This is a genomic window from Saccharothrix espanaensis DSM 44229, from assembly GCF_000328705.1.
GTDB classification, from domain to species: Bacteria; Actinomycetota; Actinomycetes; order Mycobacteriales; family Pseudonocardiaceae; genus Actinosynnema; species Actinosynnema espanaense.
On the sequence record NC_019673.1, the window covers coordinates 5,584,288 to 5,605,096 of the forward strand.

The following is a 20,809-nucleotide window of genomic DNA, read 5'->3' on the forward strand; positions in this document are numbered from 1 at the left end:
GGTCAGCGGAGCGCGATGATCAGGGAGAGCACGAGCAGCGCGCCGCCGCCGGCCAGCCACAGCACGCCCTGCCGCCAGGCCAGGTCGCGGCCGATCCGGGCGGCCTCCTCCAGCCAGGTGTGCACCCGGGCCTCGACCTGGCGGGCGGACTCGTCGGGCAGCCCGCCCATCGCCCAGTCCACGACCTGGTGGTCCACGCCCTCGTCGGCCCGGCCGCCCAGCGGCAGGGCGGCGACCCCGGCCCGCAGGTGCCCCGGACCGCTCGCCACGAACTCCTTGAGCATCACAGCTCCCCCGCCACTACCGAGATGAGGACGATCAGGCACACCGCGAACACCGCCCGGCCGCTCCACAGCCACGACCGGTACACCCGGCGGGCCACGACCTGCTGCTGCGCCCGGATCCGGGTCACCAGCTCCTCGCGCCACTCCGCCCAGGCGGGCGCGCGGTCGTCGCGCAGCGCGGTGCGGATCGCGGTGACCTCGTTGCCGTAGCTGCCGTTCGCGACCCGGGCACCGCCGGCGGACGTCGGTGCCGGGCCGGGTGCCGGGCTGCGCAGCGCGACCAGCCTGTCCAACCACGCCTTGGCCGACCAGTCCGGGTCGAGCAGCGCGTTCGGCCGCAGCGGCGCGACCAGGGCCTGCTTGAAGGTCGACCACTCGGCCGGCCACGCGTTGAGCGTGTCCAGCACGGTGGACACCGAGTCGACCGGCCGCTTGCCGACCGGTCCGCGCAGCAGCGCGTCGACCTTGTCGATGCCGATCAGCGCGGTCAGCACGACGAGCACGAAGCCGAACCGGTCGTGCTCGCGCACGTCGATCACGTCGTGGCCGGGCGCGCGGAACCGCCCCGCCGCGCGGATCACCTCGGCCGAGGCGTAGCCGGGCGTGAACCGCAGGGCGGCGGCCGGCCCGCCGATCCGGGTCACCGCGTCGCCGTCGACCAGCACGTAACGGCTCTGGCCGGCGGCGTCGAGGTGGTGGCACACGTTCTGCGGCTTCACGTCGCAGTGCGCGACCCCGAGGTCGTGCAGCTGGTCCACGCCCGCCGCGAGCGCGGACAGCGCGGACAGCGGCGCGCCGCTCGGCGCGGTGCCCAGCTTGTCGTGGCCGGCCCAGCCGACCGGCTGGAGCAGCGGGCTGGCCACGATCACGAAGCAGTCCGGCTGCGGCTGGTCGGGCACGCCGAACCAGGCGGACAGCCGGTTCTCCGCGCCGCCGCGCACCGCCGCCGGGTCGGCCCGCGCGGTCAGCACCTCCGGCGGCGGCGTCGCCGCGACCAGGTGGATCGGCGCGACCGCCCAGGACCGCTCGCCGGGCCGGCCCGCGACCGCGTTCGCCTGGCGCACCAGGCCCGCCTGCGTCGCCAGGTGCCGGCGCAGGTAGCCCGCGTGCTGCGGGGTGGCGCAGCGGTAGATCTTGATGTGCGAGGGCTCCTTGGTCACCGGGTGCTGCGCCGTGGTGTAGAGGACCTGCACGTGCACGTCGTGCACCGGGACGTCGGACCGGCCGGTGGGCAGCGGGAACCGGCGGGTGGTCGCCTTCGTGCCCGGTGCGGGCGGCTGGATCCACAGCGCCCCCGGGCTGCCCGGGTCGGCGGACTCGGTCTGGTACTGGCCGCCGTCGAGCACGTCGGCACCGGTGCCGGCGCTCGGCACGGCGTCGTTCCAGCCGGCCAGCTCGTAGGTCAGGGTGCGCGCGGCGGAGCCGTTGCGGGCGGCGAACCGCAGTTCGCCGGACTCGGCCAGCCCGATGCCGGCCGCGTCGAGCTCGACCCCGTCGACCTCCACGGTGTAGTCGGCGCGGTCCGGCACCCGGTGCGCCCGCACCCGGCCGCCCGCGAACGACAGGTCGACCAGGTGGCCGTGCGGCACGTCGGACAGCGACTGCGGTAACAGCAGCCCGGTGCCGTCGTAGCCCGCGCCGGGGCGCAGCAGCGGCACCCGGTCGGGGCCGGGTTCGAGCAGGAAGTGGAACTCCAGGCCGTCCGCGCCGAGCACGAGCAGCCACGCCTCGTCGGCGGGCGCCCCCGGTGCGGCCTGCGCCGCCGGCTCCGGCTCGGCGGCGCGGGGCTTCGGCATCGCGCAGGTGACGTCGCACGGCTCGACCGCGTCGGCGGCCACGTCGAACTCGACCCGGATGCGGCCGTCCCCGTCACCGAAGGTGGCCCGGATCTCGCGCACGGCGGACCGGATGTCCGACCACGCCTCGGCCGGCAGCCCGACCCTGGTCCGCACCAGCACCTCCGGCACCTGCTCGTCGGCCAGCGGCACGGACTCCGCGAGCCGGTCCCGCACCTCGGTCAGCACCCGGCCGCGCACCGCGCGCACCAGCCGCTCCTCGTCCCGTTCGGTCATCCCCGGACCTCCACCACCTTGTCGATCACCTGCTGGGCGAGCAGCCGCACCCGGCGCGAGCCCGCCTCCTCCGACCCCGTCTCCACGGCGACGGCGAAGGTCACCGGGCCGGCGGCGGTGTCCAGCGCGCCGACCACCCAGGCGTTCTGCGTCGCGAAGCCGCCGGGCACCGGCGCCTCCCCCTCGCCGCGGATCTCGTGGGTACCTGTCTTGACGCGCAGGGAGCGCTCGCGTTCCGTCCGGAGCCGGTGCGCGGTCCCGCTGTCGTCCTGCGTCACACCGCTGAGCGCCTCGCTCAGCTCGCCGGCCTGCTCGGCGGTGAGCACCCGGCGCTGCACGCCCCGGTGCTCGGTCCGGTCGCGGCCGAACGGCCCGGCGGTGACCGAGACCAGGCTGGGCTGCACCACCACGCCGCCGTTGGCGACGGCGGTCATCATCGTGGCGAGCTGGAGCGGGGTGCCCTCGACCCGGCCGCCGCCGAGCACGTTGTTGCCCAGGCTGTCCGAGCCCGGCACGTCGACCTCGGTCGGGACGTAGGACGCCCGGCCGGCGGCCAGGTCGGCCAGCCACGCGGTGTCCGCGCCGCCCGCCGAGGTGTCGGCGAAACCCATGCGCACGGCCATGTCCCGCACCGCGTCCCAGCCCAGCTCGCGGTCGACCAGCTGCACGAAGGCGGTGTTGCACGAGACGGTGAGCGCCTGCTTGAGCGTGATGCGGCCGTCCGCGCCGGTGCCCTCGCACCGCGTCTTGGTGTAGTTCTGGATCGGCTCGCCGCTGCGCGGCCGGTAGGTCGCCGGGGACGGGATGGTGGTCTGGGCGGTGTTGCCCGGCCGGGCCAGGAACGCCGCCGCCACCACGACCTTGAACGTGGAGCCCAGGCCGTAGCGGCGGCCGAGGGCGCGGTTCTCGTCGATGGAGGGCAGCGCGGCGTCGGGCGCGCCCGGCGCGTACCGGCGTTCCTCGGCGCGCTCCTCCTCGGTGTACCCGGCCGACTGCCGCTGGAGCGACCAGCGGCGGCAGCGGTTGTCCCACTCGATCGTGTCGCACCCGGTCTCGGACGCGGCCAGCCGGCCGTTCTCGACCGGGCCGTAGTCGTCGTTGTGCTCGCCGAAGGCGCTCGCGCCGTCCCGGTCGGGGTCGGGGCCGGTCTTGTCCGGCCAGTCGAGCGGGCTGGGCGCGCTGGAGGCGGCGAGCACCTGCCCGGTGCGCGCGTCCAGGACGACGACGCCGCCGGCGAGCGGCCCGGCCTCGGTGGCGTCGGCGCGCAGCGCCTCGGTCAGCGACCGCTGGAGGACCGGCTGCACGGTCAGGTCGATCGTCCCCCGCTCCGGTCCGCCCGGTGTCGGCAGCAGGCGTTCGCCCAGGGACGTGCCGGAGCCGCGCTCGATGAGCGGGTCCAGCGCGTTGTTGAGCACGCCGCCCTTGCCGTGCAGGCGGATCAGGCCGGCGAGGTCGGACAGCGCGAGCGGGGCGGGCTCGATCGGCACCCACCGCTGCTCGGCCCGGTCGCGGTAGTAGGCGGGGGTGCCGCCGATGCGCAGCTCGACCGACGTGCGGCGGTTGGCGACCCGGTCGGTCGAGCACTGCTCGGGGTCGATCCGCGCGGACTCGGCCGTGCACGTCGGGCGGTCTTGGGCGTAACGGCCGTACGGGCGCACGGTGACCACCGCGGCGAGCCCGCCGACGAGGGCGAACACCACGATCACCACCAGCGGCACGACCCGGCGCACCTTCGCCAGCGGCAGCTTGGGCAGCTCCGGGGTGCGGACGGTGGCGGTGCGCGGCGCGGTCGGCGGGCGGGGGCCGCGCGGCCGGTCGGCCCGGTAGAGCAGCCACACCGCCGCCATCACCGCGACGACCAGGGCCAGCGTCGAGTGCCCGCCCCGGGACAGGAACGGGACGGTGATGCCGGAGTGCGGCACCCGGTTGGTGGTCGCGGCGAGCACGAACCCGAACTGGCCGAGCAGCATGCCCGCGACGCCCACCGCGAACAGCCGCGCCGCCCGTCCGCCGCGCTGCCCGCCGGGCACCTCGGCCCGGTCCTCGGCGAAGCGGCCCAGGTGCCGGTGGACCCGGGCCAGGGCGGCGGCGAGCAGCGCGAGCAGCAGCGCCAGCAGCAGGACCGCCAGGCCGCCGAGCTTGTTCCAGATCACCGCGAGGACGAAGTCGGTGTCACCGGCGGGCAGCGGCCCCAGCACGGTGTCGGCGAGCCCGCGCCCCCACACGCCGCCGTCCGCCACGGCCGACATGGACTGCGCGACCTGGGACCGCTTGGCCGCGGCGTCGTTGTCCAGCGAGTCGAGGCAGACCTCGTAGCCGTCCGGGGCCCGGGGCGCCTCGACCCCGGCCGGCGGCGCCTGGCAGGCGACCGACCAGCTGAACGTCCACGGTTCGAGCCACGCCTCCTGCCGGGTCTGCACGTGCTCGACGAACCGGAACACGCCCAGCGCCACCGCCGCCACCACCAGCAGCGAGACCATCAGCGTGCGGCCGGCCTTGAGCGTGTCCCGCCGCCGGACGCCCGCGCCGACCTGGCCGCGCAGCAGGTGCACCACGATGGTCGCGGCGGCCGCCAGCAGCGGGATGATCGGGCCGATGTCCTTCTTCCAGATGACCGCCGCGCCCGCCACGCCGAGGATCACGATGGTGTAGCCCAGGTGCTTGCTGCGCCGGAACCACCGCGGCAGCCGGGTCCGGCTCGCCCATAACTCCCGGGGCGAGCGGGGCAGCGGCGGCGGCGAGACCTGGAACCCGATGGCGTACCGGGCCAGGACGACCGCGAGCACCCAGACGCACAGCACCTTGGCGTACTCGGCGGTGGCGACCTTGAAGAAGGTCAGCCCGTCGTCGCCGACCGGGTCGAACTTCGGCGCGACGATCAGCACGAACACCGCGCCGATCCCCGCCAGGTAGCGCCACGTCGGCGCGAGCCGGTCGAAGGGCCGCGCCGCCGCCCAACGCCCGACGCGGCCCCGTTCGGACCACAGCAGGGCGAACGCGACGCCGAGCGGCACGAAGATGGCGAACCCCACCTCGACCAGCGCGGCGAGGCTGAAGGTCTGGGCGAAGCCCGCCGTCGGGTCGGGCGAGACGCCCAGGCGCAGGGCCATGATGATGCCGACCTGCACCAGCGCGGTGGTGGCGAGCACCACCGCGAGCACCGGCCCGGCGACGATGTCCTCACCCCGCCGGCCGTGCTCGGCCTTCAGCCGGCGCACCACCACGGCGACCACGGCGTAGAGCGGCGCAGAACACGGGATGTACCAGGCCACGGTCAGGAACGTGCCGAAGCTCGCGCCGGCCAGCACCAGCAGGGGCGGCAGGACGAGCGCCGCGTGCGGTCCGCGCAGCGCCTTGCGCCACCCCTCGTGGCGCACGGTGGGCGCGGCGCCGTCGGCGGCCAGCGCCACGGCGGGCCGGCTCACCAGGAACCGGACGCAGTTCACCACCGCCAGCAGCAGACCGGCGAGCACCAGCGACCGGCCCCACGCCGCGGGTCCGCCGAGGAACAGCGCCAAGACCGCCACGACCTCGTGCCCCATCCGCGCCCGTTCCTCCTCGTTCGTGATCCGGCGCGAACGTTCCCGCCGCCTTCCGGCATTCGACTATCCGCTGATCGTCGTCGTGCGGAGCAGCGTTACCACGGTGATCGAATCGTTTTCCGCGACGAAGTGCGCAGGTCACCCCGGGCGGGCTCGACCGCAGGTCACCCCTCGGACATGAGCCGTCTTCGGAAGTTCGGGTGGTTCTAGGGGGTCACCTCCCCAGGTATACCGGGACCCGCCCGCCGGTCGCCACCGAATCGGCCGACCCGACCGTTCCAGTCCACAGTGGACGGCCATTCGCCCGCAAAACTACGGCGACCGGATTCGCGGGCGCATTCGTGCCGCGGAAAGCGCGGGCGAAGAATGGCACCACCAGGCCGATGGCCTGCGCGCGCAGATCATCCGAGGTCGGCTCGCCGGCCTCGGCCCGGTGGACGGTCGGACCGCTGGAACCGCCGGTCGCGCGGCCCGGACAATGTGCGTCGTGGGTGAGACCGGACAGGACTGGGCGGCGCGGCTGGCCAAGGCGTTGCGGGCACGCGACCGGGATAGGGCGACGGCCGCGCTGGTCGAGGAAGCAGGCGCCGCGCCGGCACCGGCGCTGCGCGACCGGTACCGGGACGACCCGCGCTCCCGCGAGGCGCTGCGGCACGTGCTGGCGGCCGCCGGCGGGTGGGCCGACGCCGTGGTGGGCGACCTGCTCTCCGACGCCGTCGGTGACGACGCGTCCGAGCTGCTGCACCTGGCGGTCCGCCGTCGGACGGCGGTCGCGCCGCAGGTCCTGGCGCGCCTGCTGGACGACCCGAGCACCGTCCGGACGGCCGTCGTCGCGGCGGGTTCGTCCGGTCACCGCGAACTGGCACCCGCCGTGGCCGCGCACCTGGGTTCCGACCACGGCGGGCTCGCCGCCGCGGCCGCGTACGCGTTGGCCGGGTTGCGCGCGACCGGGTCGACCGCCGCGATCCTGGACCGGGCGGTCCGCGGCCGGCACCCCGCGAAGTTCCTGTCGGCGCTGGTGCTCATGGACGACCCGGCCGCTGTCCGACCGCTGCTGGAGTGGTTGCCCACCGCGCGCGACGCCGACGTGCAGGACGTGCACGACGCGTTGTCGCGGCTCACCGGGCGCGAGCCGGCGATCCCGGAGGACGGGCCGCAGCGGGCCACCGCGATCCGCCGCGCCTGGGCCGGGTTCGACCCCGCCGCACCGCCCGCACCCCGGGTCGACGGCCCGGAACGCCTGCCGGACGGCACGGCGCGGGCCACCGTCGACTTCGGCGCGGGCCTGGTGCGCATCGAGCACGACCCGCCGGAGCCCGGCGAGGACTGGGTGCGGTGGGACCTGTCGCTGTTCGTGGGCCGCCGCCGGGTGTACGGGATCGGGTCGGGCTGCGGCACCTGCGAGGCGTACCTGCACCTGGTCGGCTGGCCCGACGACCGCGCCACCGAGCTGGCCGACGACGTCCGCGCGCACCTGCGGGACGTGCCGAGCCTGACCGACGGGCTGCTGGCGGCCGTCCGCCCGGTGCTGGCGGGCCTACGCTCGGGCGAGTACCGACTGGTCCTCGCCGACCTGCCGCTGGAACGGGTCGAACCCGGGCCGGGCACCTGGTTCACCCGCCGGCACGCCCTGCGCTCGTGGCACGACCCGGACCTGCGGGAACTGCGGGACGAGGCGGACCTGGGCCTGCCCGGCACCACGCACTTCCAGGTACCCGAACGGATCCCGGGCCACGACTGCGCGTTCGGCGTGGTGGTGCCGACCCAGCCGCTCGACGCCCTGGCCGAGGACGTGGTGGCGCGCCACGGCGACGCGATCGCCGCCGGAGCCCGCCCGACCGCGATCCTGTTCGCCTGGGCCGACGACCGTGACGTGGCCTGCGAACACCCGGAACAGTTCCTGCACGCGGTGATCCTGGACGGCCATCACCGCCTCACGGCCTATGCCCGTGCCGGAGTGCCCGCACGGGTGTTGGTGGTGAGCAGGCTGGCGAACAACTGGGGTCCACCGGAGGACCGTGCCCGGGTGCTGCTGGACCTGCTCGCGCCGTTCCGCGTCACCTGACGGCAGGCGGGGCCGCTTACGCCATGTCGTAGGGCACCAGTGCCTTGTGCACGGTGGACCACGCGTACCTGTGCTCGATCACCGCGTCGTAGAGCGCGTCTGCCGCAGCGTCCAGGCTGGTGTAGCCGCGCGGGGTCCGGTCCCTGTCGTTCCAGCCCCTGCCGAACATCACAGCGCACGGCTTGGGCTCGCGGGTCTGCGCCGTGTACCGGACGTCCGGCGCGGAACCCGTCTCCGTCACGACACCGAGCAGGACACCCGCTTCCGTCGTCACGGCCCACCCGTCGATCCCCTCCACCACCCGCCGGCGACCACGAGGCTTCTCCCCCACCGATTCCTCCCCTACCGCCGTGAGGATGGACAACTCGCCACCGATCATGACCGTACGACGGGTGCGATCTCGCGGCGACCACCGTCGGCGGACCGAGGACTCGGGGTGTTCGGCGGCGGCCGTCACCCAGCGGTTCGACCCGGAACAGCGACTCGTCACCTGGAGCTCCGCACCAGGCGGACAGTCCTCAATGGACTGCCGACTGCTCGACGCGCGGTCGTTGGCGCAACCAGACCAGAGCGGCCACGGCACCGAGCAGGGCGGCCACGGCGCACAGCCGCGTCCCGTGGTTCATCGCGGCGGTGAACGCCTCGTCCGCGGCCGCGACCAGGCGATCGGCCGGGCCGGGAGGCAGTTCGGCGGCGAACCGGTGAGCGGAGGTCAGGTCCTCGACGGCGAGGGAGGGCGTGTCCGGCAGGGTGGTGGCCAGTCGCGCGCGGTAGGAGGCTGAGACGACGGTGCCGACCACCGCGATCCCCAGCGCCCCGCCCAGTTCACGGACCACGCTGTTCACCGAACTGGCCATGGGCGACTTCACGCGGGGCACCGCGGCCACGGTCACCGTGCTGGCCGGTGCCATCACCAGGCCCATCCCCGCGCCCACCACGCCCATGGTGAGGGCGAGCACCGCGAACGGCGTGCCGACGGTGATCAGGGACAGGCCGCCCAGACCGGCGGCCATGCCGGCGAGTCCGGCGGCGATGGTGGTGCGGGGGCCGAATCGGGCGGTGCAGCGATCGCTGGTGCCGGCGGTGGCCGCCATCGACAGTGCGAACGGCAGCGCGCCGAGGCCGGCTTCGAACGGGCTGAACCCGTGGACGAGTTGCAGGTACTGGGTGTAGCCGAACAGCACGCCGAACAAGGCGAAGAAGGTGATCCCGAGGACCCCGCCCGCGACGCTGAACGCCCGGTCGGCGAACAGCCGCACGTCGACCATCGGGTGGGCGGTGCGCAGTTCCCAGCGGACGAACGCCGCGAGCAGCACGACCGCCGCGCCCGCCTCGACCGCGGTGGTGGTCGTCAGCCAGCCGCGTTCGGGACCTTGCACGACCACGTCGACCAGGGCGGCCAGGCCGGTGGCCGACAGCAGCAGACCGGGGACGTCGAGCCGGCCGGTGCGGTGGCCGGGCAGGGCGGGCACCAGCAGCAGGATGGCGGTGAGCGCGAGGGCGACCAGCGGCACGGTGATCCAGAAGACGCTGCCCCAGGCGAAGTGGTCGAGCAGCAGCCCGCCGGTGACCGGGCCCGCCACGACGCCGATGCCGGCGGTCGCGGACCAGGTGGCGATCGCCCGGCCGCGCTCGCCGGGGCCGAACAGCGCCACGATGACCGAGAGGGTGGCCGGCATGACGAACGCCGCGCCCAGCCCCATCACCGCGCGGAACGCGACGAGGTGACCGGCCGAACCGGACAACGCGGCCGCCGCCGACGCGACGGCCAGCACCGCCAGGCCGCCGACCAGCGCGCGGCGGTGCCCGAACCGGGCGCCGAGGCTGCCCGCGGTGATCAGCGTCGCGGCGAACACCAGGGTGTAGGCGTTGGTGATCCACTGGAGGTCGGCGGTGGACGCCGGCAGCGCTTCGGCGAGCGCGGGCAGGGCCGTGTTGAGCACCGTGTTGTCGATCGTGGTGACGACCAGGGCCAGGCAGAGCGCCGCCAGCGCGGGCCGGCGGCGTGGATGGCCTGACTCCGGAACGGGGGTGACCTCGCTGCCCATGACGTCCTTACGGTCGTAACCTTACGGTCGTTAGCCTGACGGGTGGGACCGTACAGCGATCGGCTAACACCTGTAAAGTCACGGCCGTGAAGAAGGCTCCCGCAGCTCCCGACCAGGCCGAGGACACCGCGCCTCGGCCGCGCAACCGGCGCGGCCAGGGCCCGCTGCTGCGCGAGGAGATCATCCGGGCGGCGACGGCCCTCATCGTGCGCACCGGCTCCGACCAGGCGGTCACCCTGCGCTCCGTGGCCCGCGAGGTCGGTATCGCCGCACCCTCGATCTACGCGCACTTCCCCGACCGGGACGCCATCGTGGAAACGGTCGTCATCGAGGCGATCACGCAGCTCCACCAGGCGGTCACGGCCGCCGTCACGGCGCACGACGACCCGGTCGAGGCGCTGCTCGCCGGCTGCGCCGCGTACGTCGACTTCGGCGTCCGCGAACCCGCCCGCTACCGCGTCCTGTTCGGCTGGGCCCGCCCCAAGCCCGAAGCCCCCGCCGCAGACGTCTCCGGCGAGCGGGGGCTCGACGCCTTCCAGGTCCTGGTCGACAACCTGGACGCCTGCGTCCGCGCCGGCCGCTCCGCCAGCACCGACACCTACACCGACGCGGTCACCCTCTGGACGGCCCTGCACGGTCAGGTCACCCTGCGCGCCGACCTCCCCGACTTCGACTGGCCCCCCACCGACACCGTCGAGCAGATGGCCCGCCTCCTCGGCCGCATCAACCCCTGACCCGACGGGGGAAGCGCCGCCCAGGCCGTCCGGCACGTGGTCAGGGACCGAGGTGGAACAGCGGGTCCGGGTCGATCCCTGGCCGGAGCCCTCGGGGAGGCTTCCGGGAGATGGGGTGGAACGGGAAACGGGCGGCTTCCTCGCGGAAGCCGCCCGTCAGTCCCCGCGGCCGGCGGAAGAGCGCCGACCGCGGTGGACGAGCGATCAGCGCCCGTCGTCGGCCTCGTCCCAGTCGTCAGGACCGTCGTCGGGGTGCTGGTCGCCGACACCGTGGTCGCCCCACTCGTCGTCGATGTCGACGGTGACTTCCCAAACCGACACGTTGTTGAACGAGTCGTCGATCGACACCAGGTTGTTGGTCGTGTTCGAGTTGGTGACCTCGTTGCCGTCGCCGAAGACCACGTCGCCGGGATCTGCCTGGGCGGCGGTCCCGGACAGGGCGATGGCCGCGAGAGAGGCCGGGACGATCAACAAAGCCCGTCGGATGATCGACATGCTGTTCTCCTCGTGAGTGTCAGGGCGCTCTGTCGGCGCCTGACATCGACGCTAGGACGGAAATCGATCACTATCAGGTACTCCGGGACCCACGTACGGGCATCACCCGCCGTCGCCCGCACCGCCGCGATCGCCGCCGTCACCACGCCCCGCGCGCCCCCGGATCCCGCCACCGGCCGGTGACCACGCCATCCGCCGCCAACACGCCGACGACCTGCGATTCATCGGCTGCCCCCCGGGCCGGGCGCGGTGCGGCCGTCATGCCGTGCGATATCAGGCGGGGCAGGTTTGGCCGTGGTTAAACACCGATTGGAAACATCCGTGCTCACGGGTGATTCAGCCGAAAAACTGGGCACACATGGTAGTCGCGACCGTTCGGCCCGTCCGCCGGCGACGCGAGTGGGAAGTGGCCGGCAGCCGTCGGATTCAGGCGTCGGCCGGCCGGGTACAACCCGAGCGGTGCCGACGCGACAGCCCGTCCACAGAACCTGTCGGACACAGACCGGAAGTTGTGACGGAGGTGGTCAGGGTGAACGAACTCGATCCCGTGCCCGCGCTGCGGCAGGTGGTGCTCGACGCCACCGACGCGCGGGCGCTGGCGGAGTTCTACCGACGTCTGCTGGGGTTGACCTACCGGGACGGGGATCAGCCCGGCGGCGCAGCTGAAGACAGGGCTGAAGACGCGGCCGAAGACGGGGCTGAAGACACGGCCGACTGGCTGGTGCTGCGCAATCCGGGCGGCGCGCAGCTCGCGTTCCAACGTGTCGACCGGCTTCCCGAGGCGAGCTGGCCGGACGCCGACCCCGTGCCGCAACAACTGCACCTGGACATGACCGTGGCCTCGGTCGAGGAACTCGACGTCCAGCACGTCCGCGTCCTGAAACTGGGCGGGCGACTGCTGAGCGACCGCGGCGACGACCCGGAGGAACCCCTGCGCGTCTACGCCGACCCGGCCGGCCACCCCTTCTGCATCTTCGTCGCTGCCTGACAACCCGCTTCGGAGACAGCGGCCGCCGAGGGCTTGGGCGTTCGTCGCGAGGGCTGGGGTCAGCCGCGTCCGCAGCGCGCGTCGATGACGGCCTGCGCATCGGCCGGCAGCGTCGTCGGGTCGTCGAAAAAGCGTCTGGACTGGCAGATCCGGACGAGGCCGTTCCACACCTCGCGGTACAGCAAGGGATCCGCCTCCAAGCTCGCCGCCTGGCGCGGGGTGAGCGGGAACTTGTAGTTGCCGTCCCAGTGCCCCTGCCCGACGTCGAGGTCGAGCAGGTACCCCGCTCCGCGCCGGACGATCGCCGGAGCCCAGTTCCAGTCGGAGCCCTGAGGCCGGAAGATCTGCTCGTCGTCGTCGGAAAGCCGGAGGAAGACGCCTTGGTCGCCGCGCACTCCCTCGACAAGCGTCGAAGACAGGGTGATCCACACGATTGTGTCGTCTCGCACGCCCAGGTGCGTTGCCGTCCAACGGTTCGCTGGAGGCGCGGAGGGAAAGTCCCACGCCACCGTGCACACGCGATCGGGGTCGTAGCGCGCGGTCGAGCGTCCGATAGGGCGAACCTCGTACGTGCCACCCAGAACGTCGATCACCGTCCGGGCCTCGACGCTGTCGACCGGTCGGCCCAACGCGTTCGCGAAGGTCTCACGCGGAGCTGCGAGCGGGTGTTTCGGCTTGGTCGCCTTCGACTTCTTCACGACCAGTGCTCCAGTTCGGCGTCGATGCGGGGGTCGGTGCGGATCCACACCTCACCGGTCGCGGCTTCCGGTGGGGCATCGACGTGGTCGAGTCCGAGCGTCCGGACCAACTCCAGCAACTCGACCCGGGTTTCGCTCACCTCTTCGAGCGCGCAGCTGTCGAAAAGAACGTAGTGCACGTCCCAGCGGTCGTTGTACCCGGAGTCGGCCCAGGTCCGGCAAAAGCGCTCCACCGCCTCCCGGTCGAGCGGCGCAGTCGGTTGTTCTGCCTCAAGCGCAGCCACCGCGGCGAAACCTCTCGCGATGTCCTCGGCGCTCCACCAGTCCGCCGCCTGCGCGACGGCGGCGGGGGTGAAGTCCTCCGGTGCGAGGAAGATCTCCAGCAGCCGGCCGACCCCGGTGTCCTCGATCTCCAGCTGAGCTTCCTGGAGGTGTGCCACCAGACCGTCGGCCATGGCGCACGGGCCGGAGAGGGTGAAGACGCCGGTGGCGGCCACCAGGGTGCCACCGTCACGGTGTGGGGCGGCGGACGCCACAGCTGCCTCGGACGCGACCCTCGCGAGGTCGAGGAGGTCCGCCGGCACGCCGTCGTACAACGCCGCCCGCGCGTGGGCAGCGGCGGAGTTGAGCGGGCCGGCGTGGTCGAACGTCACCACCAGACCACGACCGGCCGCAGTGAACCAGGCATCGACGGTGTCCCCACTGCTGTTGCCGAAGCCGAGGCGCGTGACGCCGGCGTCCGTCCTCGGCTGACGTCCGTCGACACAGGTCAGGATTTCCAGCCGCCGCCGCAGCTCGCGCGGGTGGGTCCGCCGCAAGACGGACCCGTCGAACTCGAACCGGAGTCGTGCCCGCGCGAGACTTGCGGCGTCCGGCAACCAAGGGCCGTGGAAGTCGAGAGCGGCGAAACCGCCACGGGCGAAGTTCGCGACCTGGGTCCGGTAGTCGCCGCGGTTGGTGACGACCCGGTACTCGGCCCGGGGGTTCTGCGTCCCCTTGACCCGGCAGACGGCCTTCAGGTCGAACAGGAGCGTCAACGCCTCTTCGTTCTTCTCGTCCTCGATGGAGAACGCCGCGTTGTCGTCATCACGGTACTGGTCGGCGAACTCCCAGAACGCGTCGACGGCGGAGTGAGGACCACCGGGAATCCACGCCCGCTCATTGCCCTTGTCGTCGCTGAAGGCCAGTCGTCTCATCGCCATCCTCGGGGTGTCGGCCCTCCGGATCCTTTCATGAACGCCCCGGTGCCGGTGCCGCAGGATTTCAGCAGCGCGCGCCTGGCGCCGACAGCGTCAGCTCCGAGACGGCGGGAGCGCAGCACCCGCCGCCGGAGGGTTCAGTGTCGAACACGCCGGAACCGCCGCACACCCCGGTTTCCGGCAGGGTCAGCTCGACCCTGCTCGCCGCCACGTGGTCGCCGGCGATCTCCGCGACCACGCTGCGGGCCTGCTCGTAGCCGGTCAACGCCAGGAACGTCGGCGCGCGCCCGTAACTCTTCATCCCCACCAGGAAAACACCCTGCTCGGGGTGGCGCAGTTCGTTCGCGCCGTGCGGGTAGACCGTGCCGCACGAGTGCGCGTTCGGGTCGATCAGCGGCGCGAGCGCGGTCGGGGCCTGCAACACCGGATCCAGGTCCAGCCGGACCTCCGACAACCACGACAGATCCGGCCGGAACCCGGTCAGCACCACCACCTCGTCCACCGCGTCCAGCCGGTGCCCGTCCTGCGACTCCAACACCACCCGCTCACCGTCACGCTCCACCAGCGCGGTGCGGAACCCGGTCACCACCGAGACGTGACCCGCCTTCGCCGCCGCCCGCGCCCTGAGCCCCAACGCACCACGAGCCGGAAGCTGGTCGGCCTCACCACCACCGAACACATTGCCCACCGCACCACGCCGCAACAGCCACACGATGTGCGTGCCGGGGTGCCGTTCCGCCAGATCGGCCAGCGCCACCAACGCGGTCAGCGCCGAGTGCCCACTGCCCGCCACCGCGATCCGCCTGCCCGCGTACCGGTCGGCGTCCACGGCCAGGTTCGGCACCCGGTAGGAGATCCGGTCCGACGCCGCCCGCTCCCCGACCGCAGGCAACCCGTCGCCGCCCAACGGGTTGGGCACCGCCCACGTCCCGGACGCGTCGACCACCGCGCGGGCCGTGATCCGCTCCTCACCCTCGGCGGTCCGCACGTGCACGGTCAACGGCTCACTGTCCCGCCCGGCGTCCACCACCCGGTCCCGCCCGCGCCGCGCCACCCCGACCACCCGCGCCCCGAACCGCACCCGGTCCCCCAGCGCCTCCGCCAACGGAACCAGGTACTCGGCCGCCCACTGCGCCCCGGTCGGGTAACCGTCGCCAGCAGGCGCGACCCACCCCGTGGGCTCCAGCAACCGCCGAGCGGCCGGGGCCACCAGCTCGGACCACCGGGAGAACAGCCGCACGTGGTGCCACTGCGCCACCGCCGCCCCCGCCTGCCCACCGGCTTCCAGCACCACCGGCTCCAACCCACGCCCGACCAGCTCGGCCGCCGCCGCCAACCCGCTCGGCCCCGCACCCACCACGACCACCGGATACCCGTTCACAGCCACCCCGTCCATCGGCAAGCATCTATCAAGACGATCCGAACTCTATAGAGACACATCTATGAAAGCAACCATTGACGGAGGTCTATAGAGTGAGGGTATGACGACGACGCTGCCCACGGTCGGCCTGCCGGTCCAGGACGCCACCACCTACGCCCAGTGGTTCGCCTGCCTCGCCGACCCCACCCGCGTCCGCCTGCTGCACGTCGTCGCCACCCACCCCGGCGAGATCACCGTGGGCGCGCTGTCCGAGGCCATCGGCGTCACCCAGCCCACCTGCTCCCACCACCTGCGCAAACTCGCCGACACCGGCTTCGTCCGCCTCCGCAAAGAAGGCACCGCCACCCTCGTCTCGGTCAACCCCGCCTGCTGCACCGGCCTCCCGCACGCCGCCGACGCCGTCATGGGCACCATCGTCACCCGCCCGTGCTGCCCCACCGACCTGCCCGCCGACGTCACCGTCCGCGCCCTCACCGACCACGACTGGCCCGACGTCCGCCGCATCCACACCGAAGGCATCGCCACCGGCGACGCCACCTTCGACACCGAAACCCCCACCCGCCGCGCCCTCGACGCCAAGTGGCTGCCCGACCACCGCTGGGTCGCCGAACTCGACGGCCACGTCGTCGGCTGGACCGCCGCCGCACCCACCTCCACCCGCGACTGCTACTCCGGCGTCGCCGAGACCTCCGTCTACGTCGCCGCCGACGCACGCGGACGCGGCGTCGGCAAAGCGCTGCTGCACAAACAGGTCACCGCAGCCGACACCGCCGGCCTCTGGACCCTCCAAGCCACCGTCTTCCCCGAGAACCGCGCCGCCATCGCCCTGCACCACTCCGCCGGCTACCGCACCATCGGCCTCCGCGAACGCATCGCCCAACACCACGGCACCTGGCGCAACACCGTCCTGCTCGAACGCCGCACCGAGCCGTCCGCCGCCTGCGCCACGGAGTGCTGAACGCCCCGGACAAGACGAAAGGCACGTCGGCCCCGAACATCCGGGCCCGACGTGCCTTTCTGCCGAAGAACCTCAGAGTTCCAGCGGCGGGAACGCCGTCACCGCAGCGGCCACGGCACGGGCGATCGTGTCGTGGAACCGCGCGTTCGGCACGCCACCGGTCACCAGGTCGGGGTTGATCGTGTTGGAGGACGAGTCCGCCACCATCCCCGCCAGGTCGAGCACACCATCGGCCCCCAGGTTCACGTACTCCGACACCAGCGTCTCGTTGAGCTGCTTGCGCCGCACTTCACGCGGGTCGTCGGCGGCCAGGCCGAGCGGCGGCACGGTCGCGATGATCACGTGGATCACCGAGCGGTCGCCTCGCCGGACGTTGCGCAAGGACGCGGCACTCGTCGGGTGCACGAGTCCCTTGATCTGCGCGACGATCTGGTGCTTCCCCGCACCCGCCACGATGTCGTTCGCCCCCAACGCCACCACGACGGTGCGCAGGCCGGGCTGGCTCACCACGTGCCGGTCGAGCGTCCACCACGCCGTACCGGCACTGGCCGCACCGGTGCCCGACGGCGGTGCGGTGATGCCCGGACCGGCGGTGCCCGGCAGGCCCGCGCGGCGCCGGGGTCGTGCGCCTCCCACACCTCGGTGGCCACCGTGAGCTCACGGCGTGCGGCGGCACCGCGATGACCCCGGCCCAGTGGGAGCGGTACTTCCCGGACCTGGCCTTCCAACCGCCGTGCTGACCCACCGGCCGGCCGCCGCCGGGTACCTGCACGTGCACGTTGCGGCCTACGTCCGAATCGAGGGCGTGCACCCGGCCTGCCGGCGAGGCGCCGCCCGTCCGCCGTGGTGGACGAGGTCGTGCGCCTCGACGTCGCTTGTCGCGGGGCCGGACCGAATGGGGCGTCCCACGGGGTCAGGTCGTGGTCCACCCCAGGGCATTCGGTGACCGCGTGCCGGGGACAGGAGTGGCCGGGGACTTCATCAGCGCCTGCACGGGTGCCGTAGTTTGGTCACGGTCGTGCTGGAGCAAGCCGGCGGGCCGTCGATCCGTGCGGGCATCCGCGGGAGGAAAGGTGGACTGCACCATGGTGGCGGTACCAGGCGCGAGGTCGGCCGCTGCGGATCCGGCGATCGGACATGGGGCGGACGAGGACCTGCGGGCGTTGTTCGGGCAGTCCAGCGCCGTGTTCGCCTCGCTCGTGGGGCCGGCGCACGTGGTGGAGACCGCGAATCCCGCCTTCTTCGCCACCATCGGCGAGGAACGCGCCCGTACCGGTGTCGCGCTGGTGGACCTGATGCCCGAACTGGCCGGTCAGGACATCGTCGCCAAGCTCGACCACGTCTACCGCACGGGTGAGCCGTACACCGGCCGTGACGTCCGGGTCGTGCTCGGCACCGGCCCGCACGCGCGGGAGGCGTTCTTCGACCTCACCTATGAGCCGCGCCGCGACGCCGGCGGCGAGGTGGCCGGCATCCGGGTGATCGGGGTGGAGACCACCCAGGTCAAGCACGCCCAGCGGTTGATGGCCGAGCACCGCGCGCTGCTGGAGCAGATCGCCCGCCAGGCGCCCTTGACCGAGGTACTGGACGGGATGGCCCGGGTGATCGAGAACCTGGCGCCGGGGGAACTGCTCGTCTCCGTGCTGCTCGCCGATCCCGACGGCCTGCACCTGCGGCACGGCGCCGCGCCCAGCCTGCCCGACTTCTACAACGAGGCCATCGACGGGATCGCCACCGGCGACGGTGTCGGGTCCTGCGGCACCGCCGCCCACCGGCGGGAACCGGTCATCGTCACCGACATCGCCACCGACCCGTTCTGGGACGACTTCCGGGACCTCGCCCGGCGCGCCGACCTGGCCTCCTGCTGGTCCACGCCGATCCTGGCCCGCGACGGCGGCCTGCTGGGCACCTTCGCCATGTACCACCGCACCCCGCGCGTCCCGCAGGACACCGACCTCGCCCTCATCCGGGTCTTCGCCGGCACCGCCGCCCTGGCCATCGAACGCCACCACGGCGAGCAGGCGCAGCGCGCCGCCGAGGCCCGCGCCGAGGCCGCCCGCGCGGAGTTGGCCGAGGCGGTCCGCGCGGAGCGGAAGCTGCGCGCCGAAGCCGAGGAACGCGCCGTCGCGGCCGCCGAGCTCACCGCCCGGGTGCGCGCCGCCGCGACCGCGCAAGCCCCTGCGGCGCACCCCGAGCAGTGCCAGCTCGGCGGCCGGGCCGGGTGCACCGCGCCACCGGAGCTCAAGGTCGCCGACCCGTGGGGCGACTCGGCCTGGGGCTGCACCGCCCACGCGGAGGAAGCCCTCATCCACGTCCGGTCGGTCTTCATCGCCAACGAGGAGCTCGGCGGCCTGGCCGGCTACCTCAACCGCTGACCCGGCCTCGCGCCACGGCAGGACCGGGGCGGCGACGAACCTCCGCGCAGCTCGGTCAGGGCTTCTCGCGCAGGGCCTCGGGTACCGCCGGGGTGCCTTGGTCGCACCCGGTCAGGGTCCGGGTGGCCAGCTCGTGCACCACGCCCGCCGGGTCGCCGGTGTCCAGGAACGTCCGGTGCTGGCGCTCGGATCCGGTGCCGTCATCCTTGAGCGCGGTCAGCAGACGTTCGACCAGCGCCAGGTCGCCGCTCGCGCGCAGCGCGTCGTGCACCCTGTCGCAGAGCCGGTCGACCAGCAGGCGTGCGGGTACGAGCCGACCTGAGCACACGTCGAGCGCTTGGCCGGCCAGTCCGTCCCGCGCCGCGCGCCACGTCGCCGTGCGCAGCCACTCCACGGGGACCGGTGCCGCCCGTACGCCGCGGTGCAGGTCGCCCAGCGCGGTGGTCACCAGGGCGCGGGTCAGGGCGGCCAGCAGGACCGCCTCGTCCACCGTGGCGGCCACGTCGGAGACGCGGACTTCGACCGTCGGCAGGCGGGAGGACGGACGGACGTCCCAGTACACCATCCGCTCATCGCGGGCAGCGCCCGATTCGGTGAGCATGGTCGTGGTCCGTTCGTAGTGCTCCAGCGACTCGAAGTACGGCGGCGGTCCGGCGGAGGGCCAGCGCGACCACACCACCGAACGCCAACTCGCGTAGCCGGTGTCACGCCCCTGCGCGTACCGCGAGTTCGCGGTGAGCAGGCTCAGCACGGGCAGCCACTGCCGGAGGTGGTTGCCCACCTGCACCGCGATCTCCGGATCGGGCACGGCGACGTGCACGTGACAGCCGCAGATGGACTGCTCCTCGGCCAGCATCCGGTAGTCCTCGTGCAGGCGCTGGTACCGCGGATCGTCACTCACCTCGGACCGCAGGCCGCCGAGCGGTGGCGCGCCGACCGCCAAGAGCCGCGCGTCCGCCCGCCGTGCCGACTCCGCGGCGACCGAGCGCAGAGCCCCCAACTGCTCTCGAACCTCGTCCAAGTCGTGGCACACCGCGGTGTTCGTCTCGACCTGCGCGGCGGACAGCTCGGTGTCGAGCCCCACGCCGAAAGCGTCCTTCGCGTACTCCGCGACCTGCTCTCCGCGCGCGATCTGTCGTCCGGTGTCCGGGTGGACGAGCAGGAACTCCTCTTCGACGCCGAGCGTCGGTACCGCGTGGTGCGCATTCATCGAAACCCTCCAGGCAACCGGGCGCACGGGGTACCCGGTTCGACGGAACCCAAGCCTGTCTCGAATGGATGGTCCACGGACAACCCGCCACCGCGTCGATCTTTCAGGACGTGGGGACGGCGTCCTCCGCCCCGTGCGACGATGGCCGGCATGAGCGCACCTGTGGCCGGGTCGTGGGGCCGCATCGGGAAGTGGTTGCGGAGCAACGCTTCCGACCTCTCCCTCAGGCCGCCCGCCGAGGCGTCGGCCGTCGCCGCCGCGCAGACCGCGGTCGGGCTCCCGTTCCCGGCGGACCTGGTGGAATCGCTGCTGTGCCACGACGGTTCGCCGGCTTCGGTCGTGCCGCCGCGCTGGACGTTGGTCCCGTTGGAGACCGCGGTCGGGATCTGGCAGCGCAACACCGAGCACCTGGCCGCCCGGCAGGCCGTCGAGATCGACGACATGAGCGACGAGGACGACGAGGACTGGACCGAGACCGAGGAGGGCGAGGAGGACCGGTTCTGGGGCTGGAACCCGGCCTGGCTGCCGATCGCGCTGGACGGCAGCGGGGGCCACCTCGTGGTGGAGTTGCGGGAGGGCGAACGGCGGGGCGTCGTCGGGGTGCTCGACCCGGAGACCGGGCCGCGCTTCGAGGGCTACGGGACGTGGCCCTCGACGGCCGCGTTGCTGGAGGGCACCGCGAACGCGTTGTACGGCGGCGACGCGCTGTGGACGGTGGGGATCGAGTCGTGGGGCGTCGACTGGACCCGGTGAGCCGCCG

17 protein-coding genes are annotated in these 20,809 nt (G+C 73.3%); 6 read left to right on the forward strand and 11 right to left on the reverse strand.

The annotated features are described in order from the left end of the window. Window positions 1-2: 2 nt before the first annotated feature. The 3 genes from BN6_RS46870 to BN6_RS24155 are packed head-to-tail and all read right to left on the reverse strand — an operon-like array spanning window position 3 to window position 5,898. The gene (locus tag BN6_RS46870; RefSeq protein ID WP_015102373.1) at window positions 3-284 is read right to left on the reverse strand and encodes a hypothetical protein; all 282 of its coding nucleotides are present in this window, start codon (window positions 282-284) and stop codon (window positions 3-5) included. Then, a complete protein-coding gene (locus BN6_RS24150; RefSeq protein ID WP_015102374.1) occupies window positions 284-2,356 on the reverse strand; it encodes a hypothetical protein in 2,073 nt (690 codons plus the stop codon). Before BN6_RS24150 ends, BN6_RS46870 begins: the two co-directional genes overlap by 1 nt. Beyond that, window positions 2,353-5,898: a penicillin-binding transpeptidase domain-containing protein gene (locus tag BN6_RS24155; protein ID WP_015102375.1), complete on the reverse strand. Its 3,546-nt coding sequence runs from the start codon at window positions 5,896-5,898 to the stop codon at window positions 2,353-2,355. The genes BN6_RS24150 and BN6_RS24155 overlap by 4 nt, the downstream gene beginning before the upstream one ends. Window positions 5,899-6,385: 487 nt before the next feature. Here BN6_RS24155 and BN6_RS24160 point away from each other — a divergent pair, with 487 nt between their 5' ends. Continuing rightward, entirely contained in the window at window positions 6,386-7,963 is a 1,578-nt protein-coding gene (locus tag BN6_RS24160) for a hypothetical protein (RefSeq protein WP_041313846.1), read from the forward strand. Window positions 7,964-7,979: 16 nt separating this feature from the next. On the opposite strand, the gene BN6_RS24165 is transcribed toward BN6_RS24160, so the two are convergent. Next, window positions 7,980-8,294 (reverse strand): hypothetical protein, encoded by a 315-nt coding sequence (locus BN6_RS24165; protein WP_148302995.1) that lies wholly within the window; start codon window positions 8,292-8,294, stop codon window positions 7,980-7,982. Window positions 8,295-8,481: 187 nt separating this feature from the next. After that, window positions 8,482-10,011: an MFS transporter gene (locus BN6_RS24170; protein ID WP_015102378.1), complete on the reverse strand. Its 1,530-nt coding sequence runs from the start codon at window positions 10,009-10,011 to the stop codon at window positions 8,482-8,484. Between the two features lie 86 nt (window positions 10,012-10,097). Between BN6_RS24170 and BN6_RS24175 the strand changes: the two genes are divergently transcribed. Beyond that, entirely contained in the window at window positions 10,098-10,745 is a 648-nt protein-coding gene (locus BN6_RS24175) for a TetR/AcrR family transcriptional regulator (protein ID WP_015102379.1), read from the forward strand. A 204-nt stretch (window positions 10,746-10,949) separates the two neighbouring features. Here BN6_RS24175 and BN6_RS24180 read toward each other — a convergent pair whose 3' ends face one another. After that, window positions 10,950-11,240: a hypothetical protein gene (locus BN6_RS24180; RefSeq protein ID WP_015102380.1), complete on the reverse strand. Its 291-nt coding sequence runs from the start codon at window positions 11,238-11,240 to the stop codon at window positions 10,950-10,952. Between the two features lie 529 nt (window positions 11,241-11,769). On the opposite strand from BN6_RS24180, the gene BN6_RS24185 reads away from it, so the two are divergent. Continuing rightward, on the forward strand, window positions 11,770-12,228 hold the full coding sequence (locus BN6_RS24185) for a VOC family protein (RefSeq protein WP_015102381.1): 459 nt from the start codon (window positions 11,770-11,772) through the stop codon (window positions 12,226-12,228). A 59-nt stretch (window positions 12,229-12,287) separates the two neighbouring features. On the opposite strand, the gene BN6_RS24190 is transcribed toward BN6_RS24185, so the two are convergent. From BN6_RS24190 to BN6_RS24200, 3 genes are all read right to left on the reverse strand, one after another. Then, complete coding sequence (locus tag BN6_RS24190; protein WP_015102382.1) at window positions 12,288-12,926, reverse strand: hypothetical protein; 639 nt, start codon at window positions 12,924-12,926, stop codon at window positions 12,288-12,290. Then, complete coding sequence (locus tag BN6_RS24195) at window positions 12,923-14,122, reverse strand: DUF6357 family protein (protein WP_015102383.1); 1,200 nt, start codon at window positions 14,120-14,122, stop codon at window positions 12,923-12,925. Before BN6_RS24195 ends, BN6_RS24190 begins: the two co-directional genes overlap by 4 nt. 67 nt (window positions 14,123-14,189) lie before the next feature. Continuing rightward, window positions 14,190-15,506 (reverse strand): NAD(P)-binding domain-containing protein, encoded by a 1,317-nt coding sequence (locus BN6_RS24200; protein ID WP_015102384.1) that lies wholly within the window; start codon window positions 15,504-15,506, stop codon window positions 14,190-14,192. 100 nt (window positions 15,507-15,606) lie between these two features. On the opposite strand from BN6_RS24200, the gene BN6_RS24205 reads away from it, so the two are divergent. Then, window positions 15,607-16,464 (forward strand): helix-turn-helix domain-containing GNAT family N-acetyltransferase, encoded by an 858-nt coding sequence (locus BN6_RS24205; RefSeq protein WP_015102385.1) that lies wholly within the window; start codon window positions 15,607-15,609, stop codon window positions 16,462-16,464. A gap of 72 nt (window positions 16,465-16,536) precedes the next feature. On the opposite strand, the gene BN6_RS24210 is transcribed toward BN6_RS24205, so the two are convergent. Next, complete coding sequence (locus tag BN6_RS24210) at window positions 16,537-17,100, reverse strand: SGNH/GDSL hydrolase family protein (protein WP_015102386.1); 564 nt, start codon at window positions 17,098-17,100, stop codon at window positions 16,537-16,539. A gap of 449 nt (window positions 17,101-17,549) precedes the next feature. On the opposite strand from BN6_RS24210, the gene BN6_RS24215 reads away from it, so the two are divergent. Then, window positions 17,550-18,839 (forward strand): GAF domain-containing protein, encoded by a 1,290-nt coding sequence (locus BN6_RS24215; protein ID WP_015102388.1) that lies wholly within the window; start codon window positions 17,550-17,552, stop codon window positions 18,837-18,839. A gap of 55 nt (window positions 18,840-18,894) precedes the next feature. Here the strand turns inward: BN6_RS24215 and BN6_RS24220 are convergent, their stop codons facing one another. After that, on the reverse strand, window positions 18,895-20,049 hold the full coding sequence (locus tag BN6_RS24220; protein WP_015102389.1) for a carboxylate-amine ligase: 1,155 nt from the start codon (window positions 20,047-20,049) through the stop codon (window positions 18,895-18,897). Between the two features lie 150 nt (window positions 20,050-20,199). On the opposite strand from BN6_RS24220, the gene BN6_RS24225 reads away from it, so the two are divergent. Further along, window positions 20,200-20,802 (forward strand): SMI1/KNR4 family protein, encoded by a 603-nt coding sequence (locus BN6_RS24225; RefSeq protein WP_158509421.1) that lies wholly within the window; start codon window positions 20,200-20,202, stop codon window positions 20,800-20,802. Window positions 20,803-20,809 lie beyond the last annotated feature (7 nt).

What these genes read in the sequence shown, in the direction of transcription:
- BN6_RS24205 (WP_015102385.1), top strand. Translation starts at nt 15,607, where the DNA reads ATGACGACGACGCTGCCCACGGTCGGCCTGCCGGTCCAGGACGCCACC.
- BN6_RS24220 (WP_015102389.1), bottom strand. Translation starts at nt 20,049, where the DNA reads ATGAATGCGCACCACGCGGTACCGACGCTCGGCGTCGAAGAGGAGTTC.
- BN6_RS24195 (WP_015102383.1), bottom strand. Translation starts at nt 14,122, where the DNA reads ATGAGACGACTGGCCTTCAGCGACGACAAGGGCAATGAGCGGGCGTGG.
- BN6_RS24155 (WP_015102375.1), bottom strand. Translation starts at nt 5,898, where the DNA reads ATGGGGCACGAGGTCGTGGCGGTCTTGGCGCTGTTCCTCGGCGGACCC.
- BN6_RS24215 (WP_015102388.1), top strand. Translation starts at nt 17,550, where the DNA reads ATGGTGGCGGTACCAGGCGCGAGGTCGGCCGCTGCGGATCCGGCGATC.
- BN6_RS24170 (WP_015102378.1), bottom strand. Translation starts at nt 10,011, where the DNA reads ATGGGCAGCGAGGTCACCCCCGTTCCGGAGTCAGGCCATCCACGCCGC.
- BN6_RS24180 (WP_015102380.1), bottom strand. Translation starts at nt 11,240, where the DNA reads ATGTCGATCATCCGACGGGCTTTGTTGATCGTCCCGGCCTCTCTCGCG.
- BN6_RS24225 (WP_158509421.1), top strand. Translation starts at nt 20,200, where the DNA reads ATGAGCGCACCTGTGGCCGGGTCGTGGGGCCGCATCGGGAAGTGGTTG.
- BN6_RS24150 (WP_015102374.1), bottom strand. Translation starts at nt 2,356, where the DNA reads ATGACCGAACGGGACGAGGAGCGGCTGGTGCGCGCGGTGCGCGGCCGG.
- BN6_RS46870 (WP_015102373.1), bottom strand. Translation starts at nt 284, where the DNA reads ATGCTCAAGGAGTTCGTGGCGAGCGGTCCGGGGCACCTGCGGGCCGGG.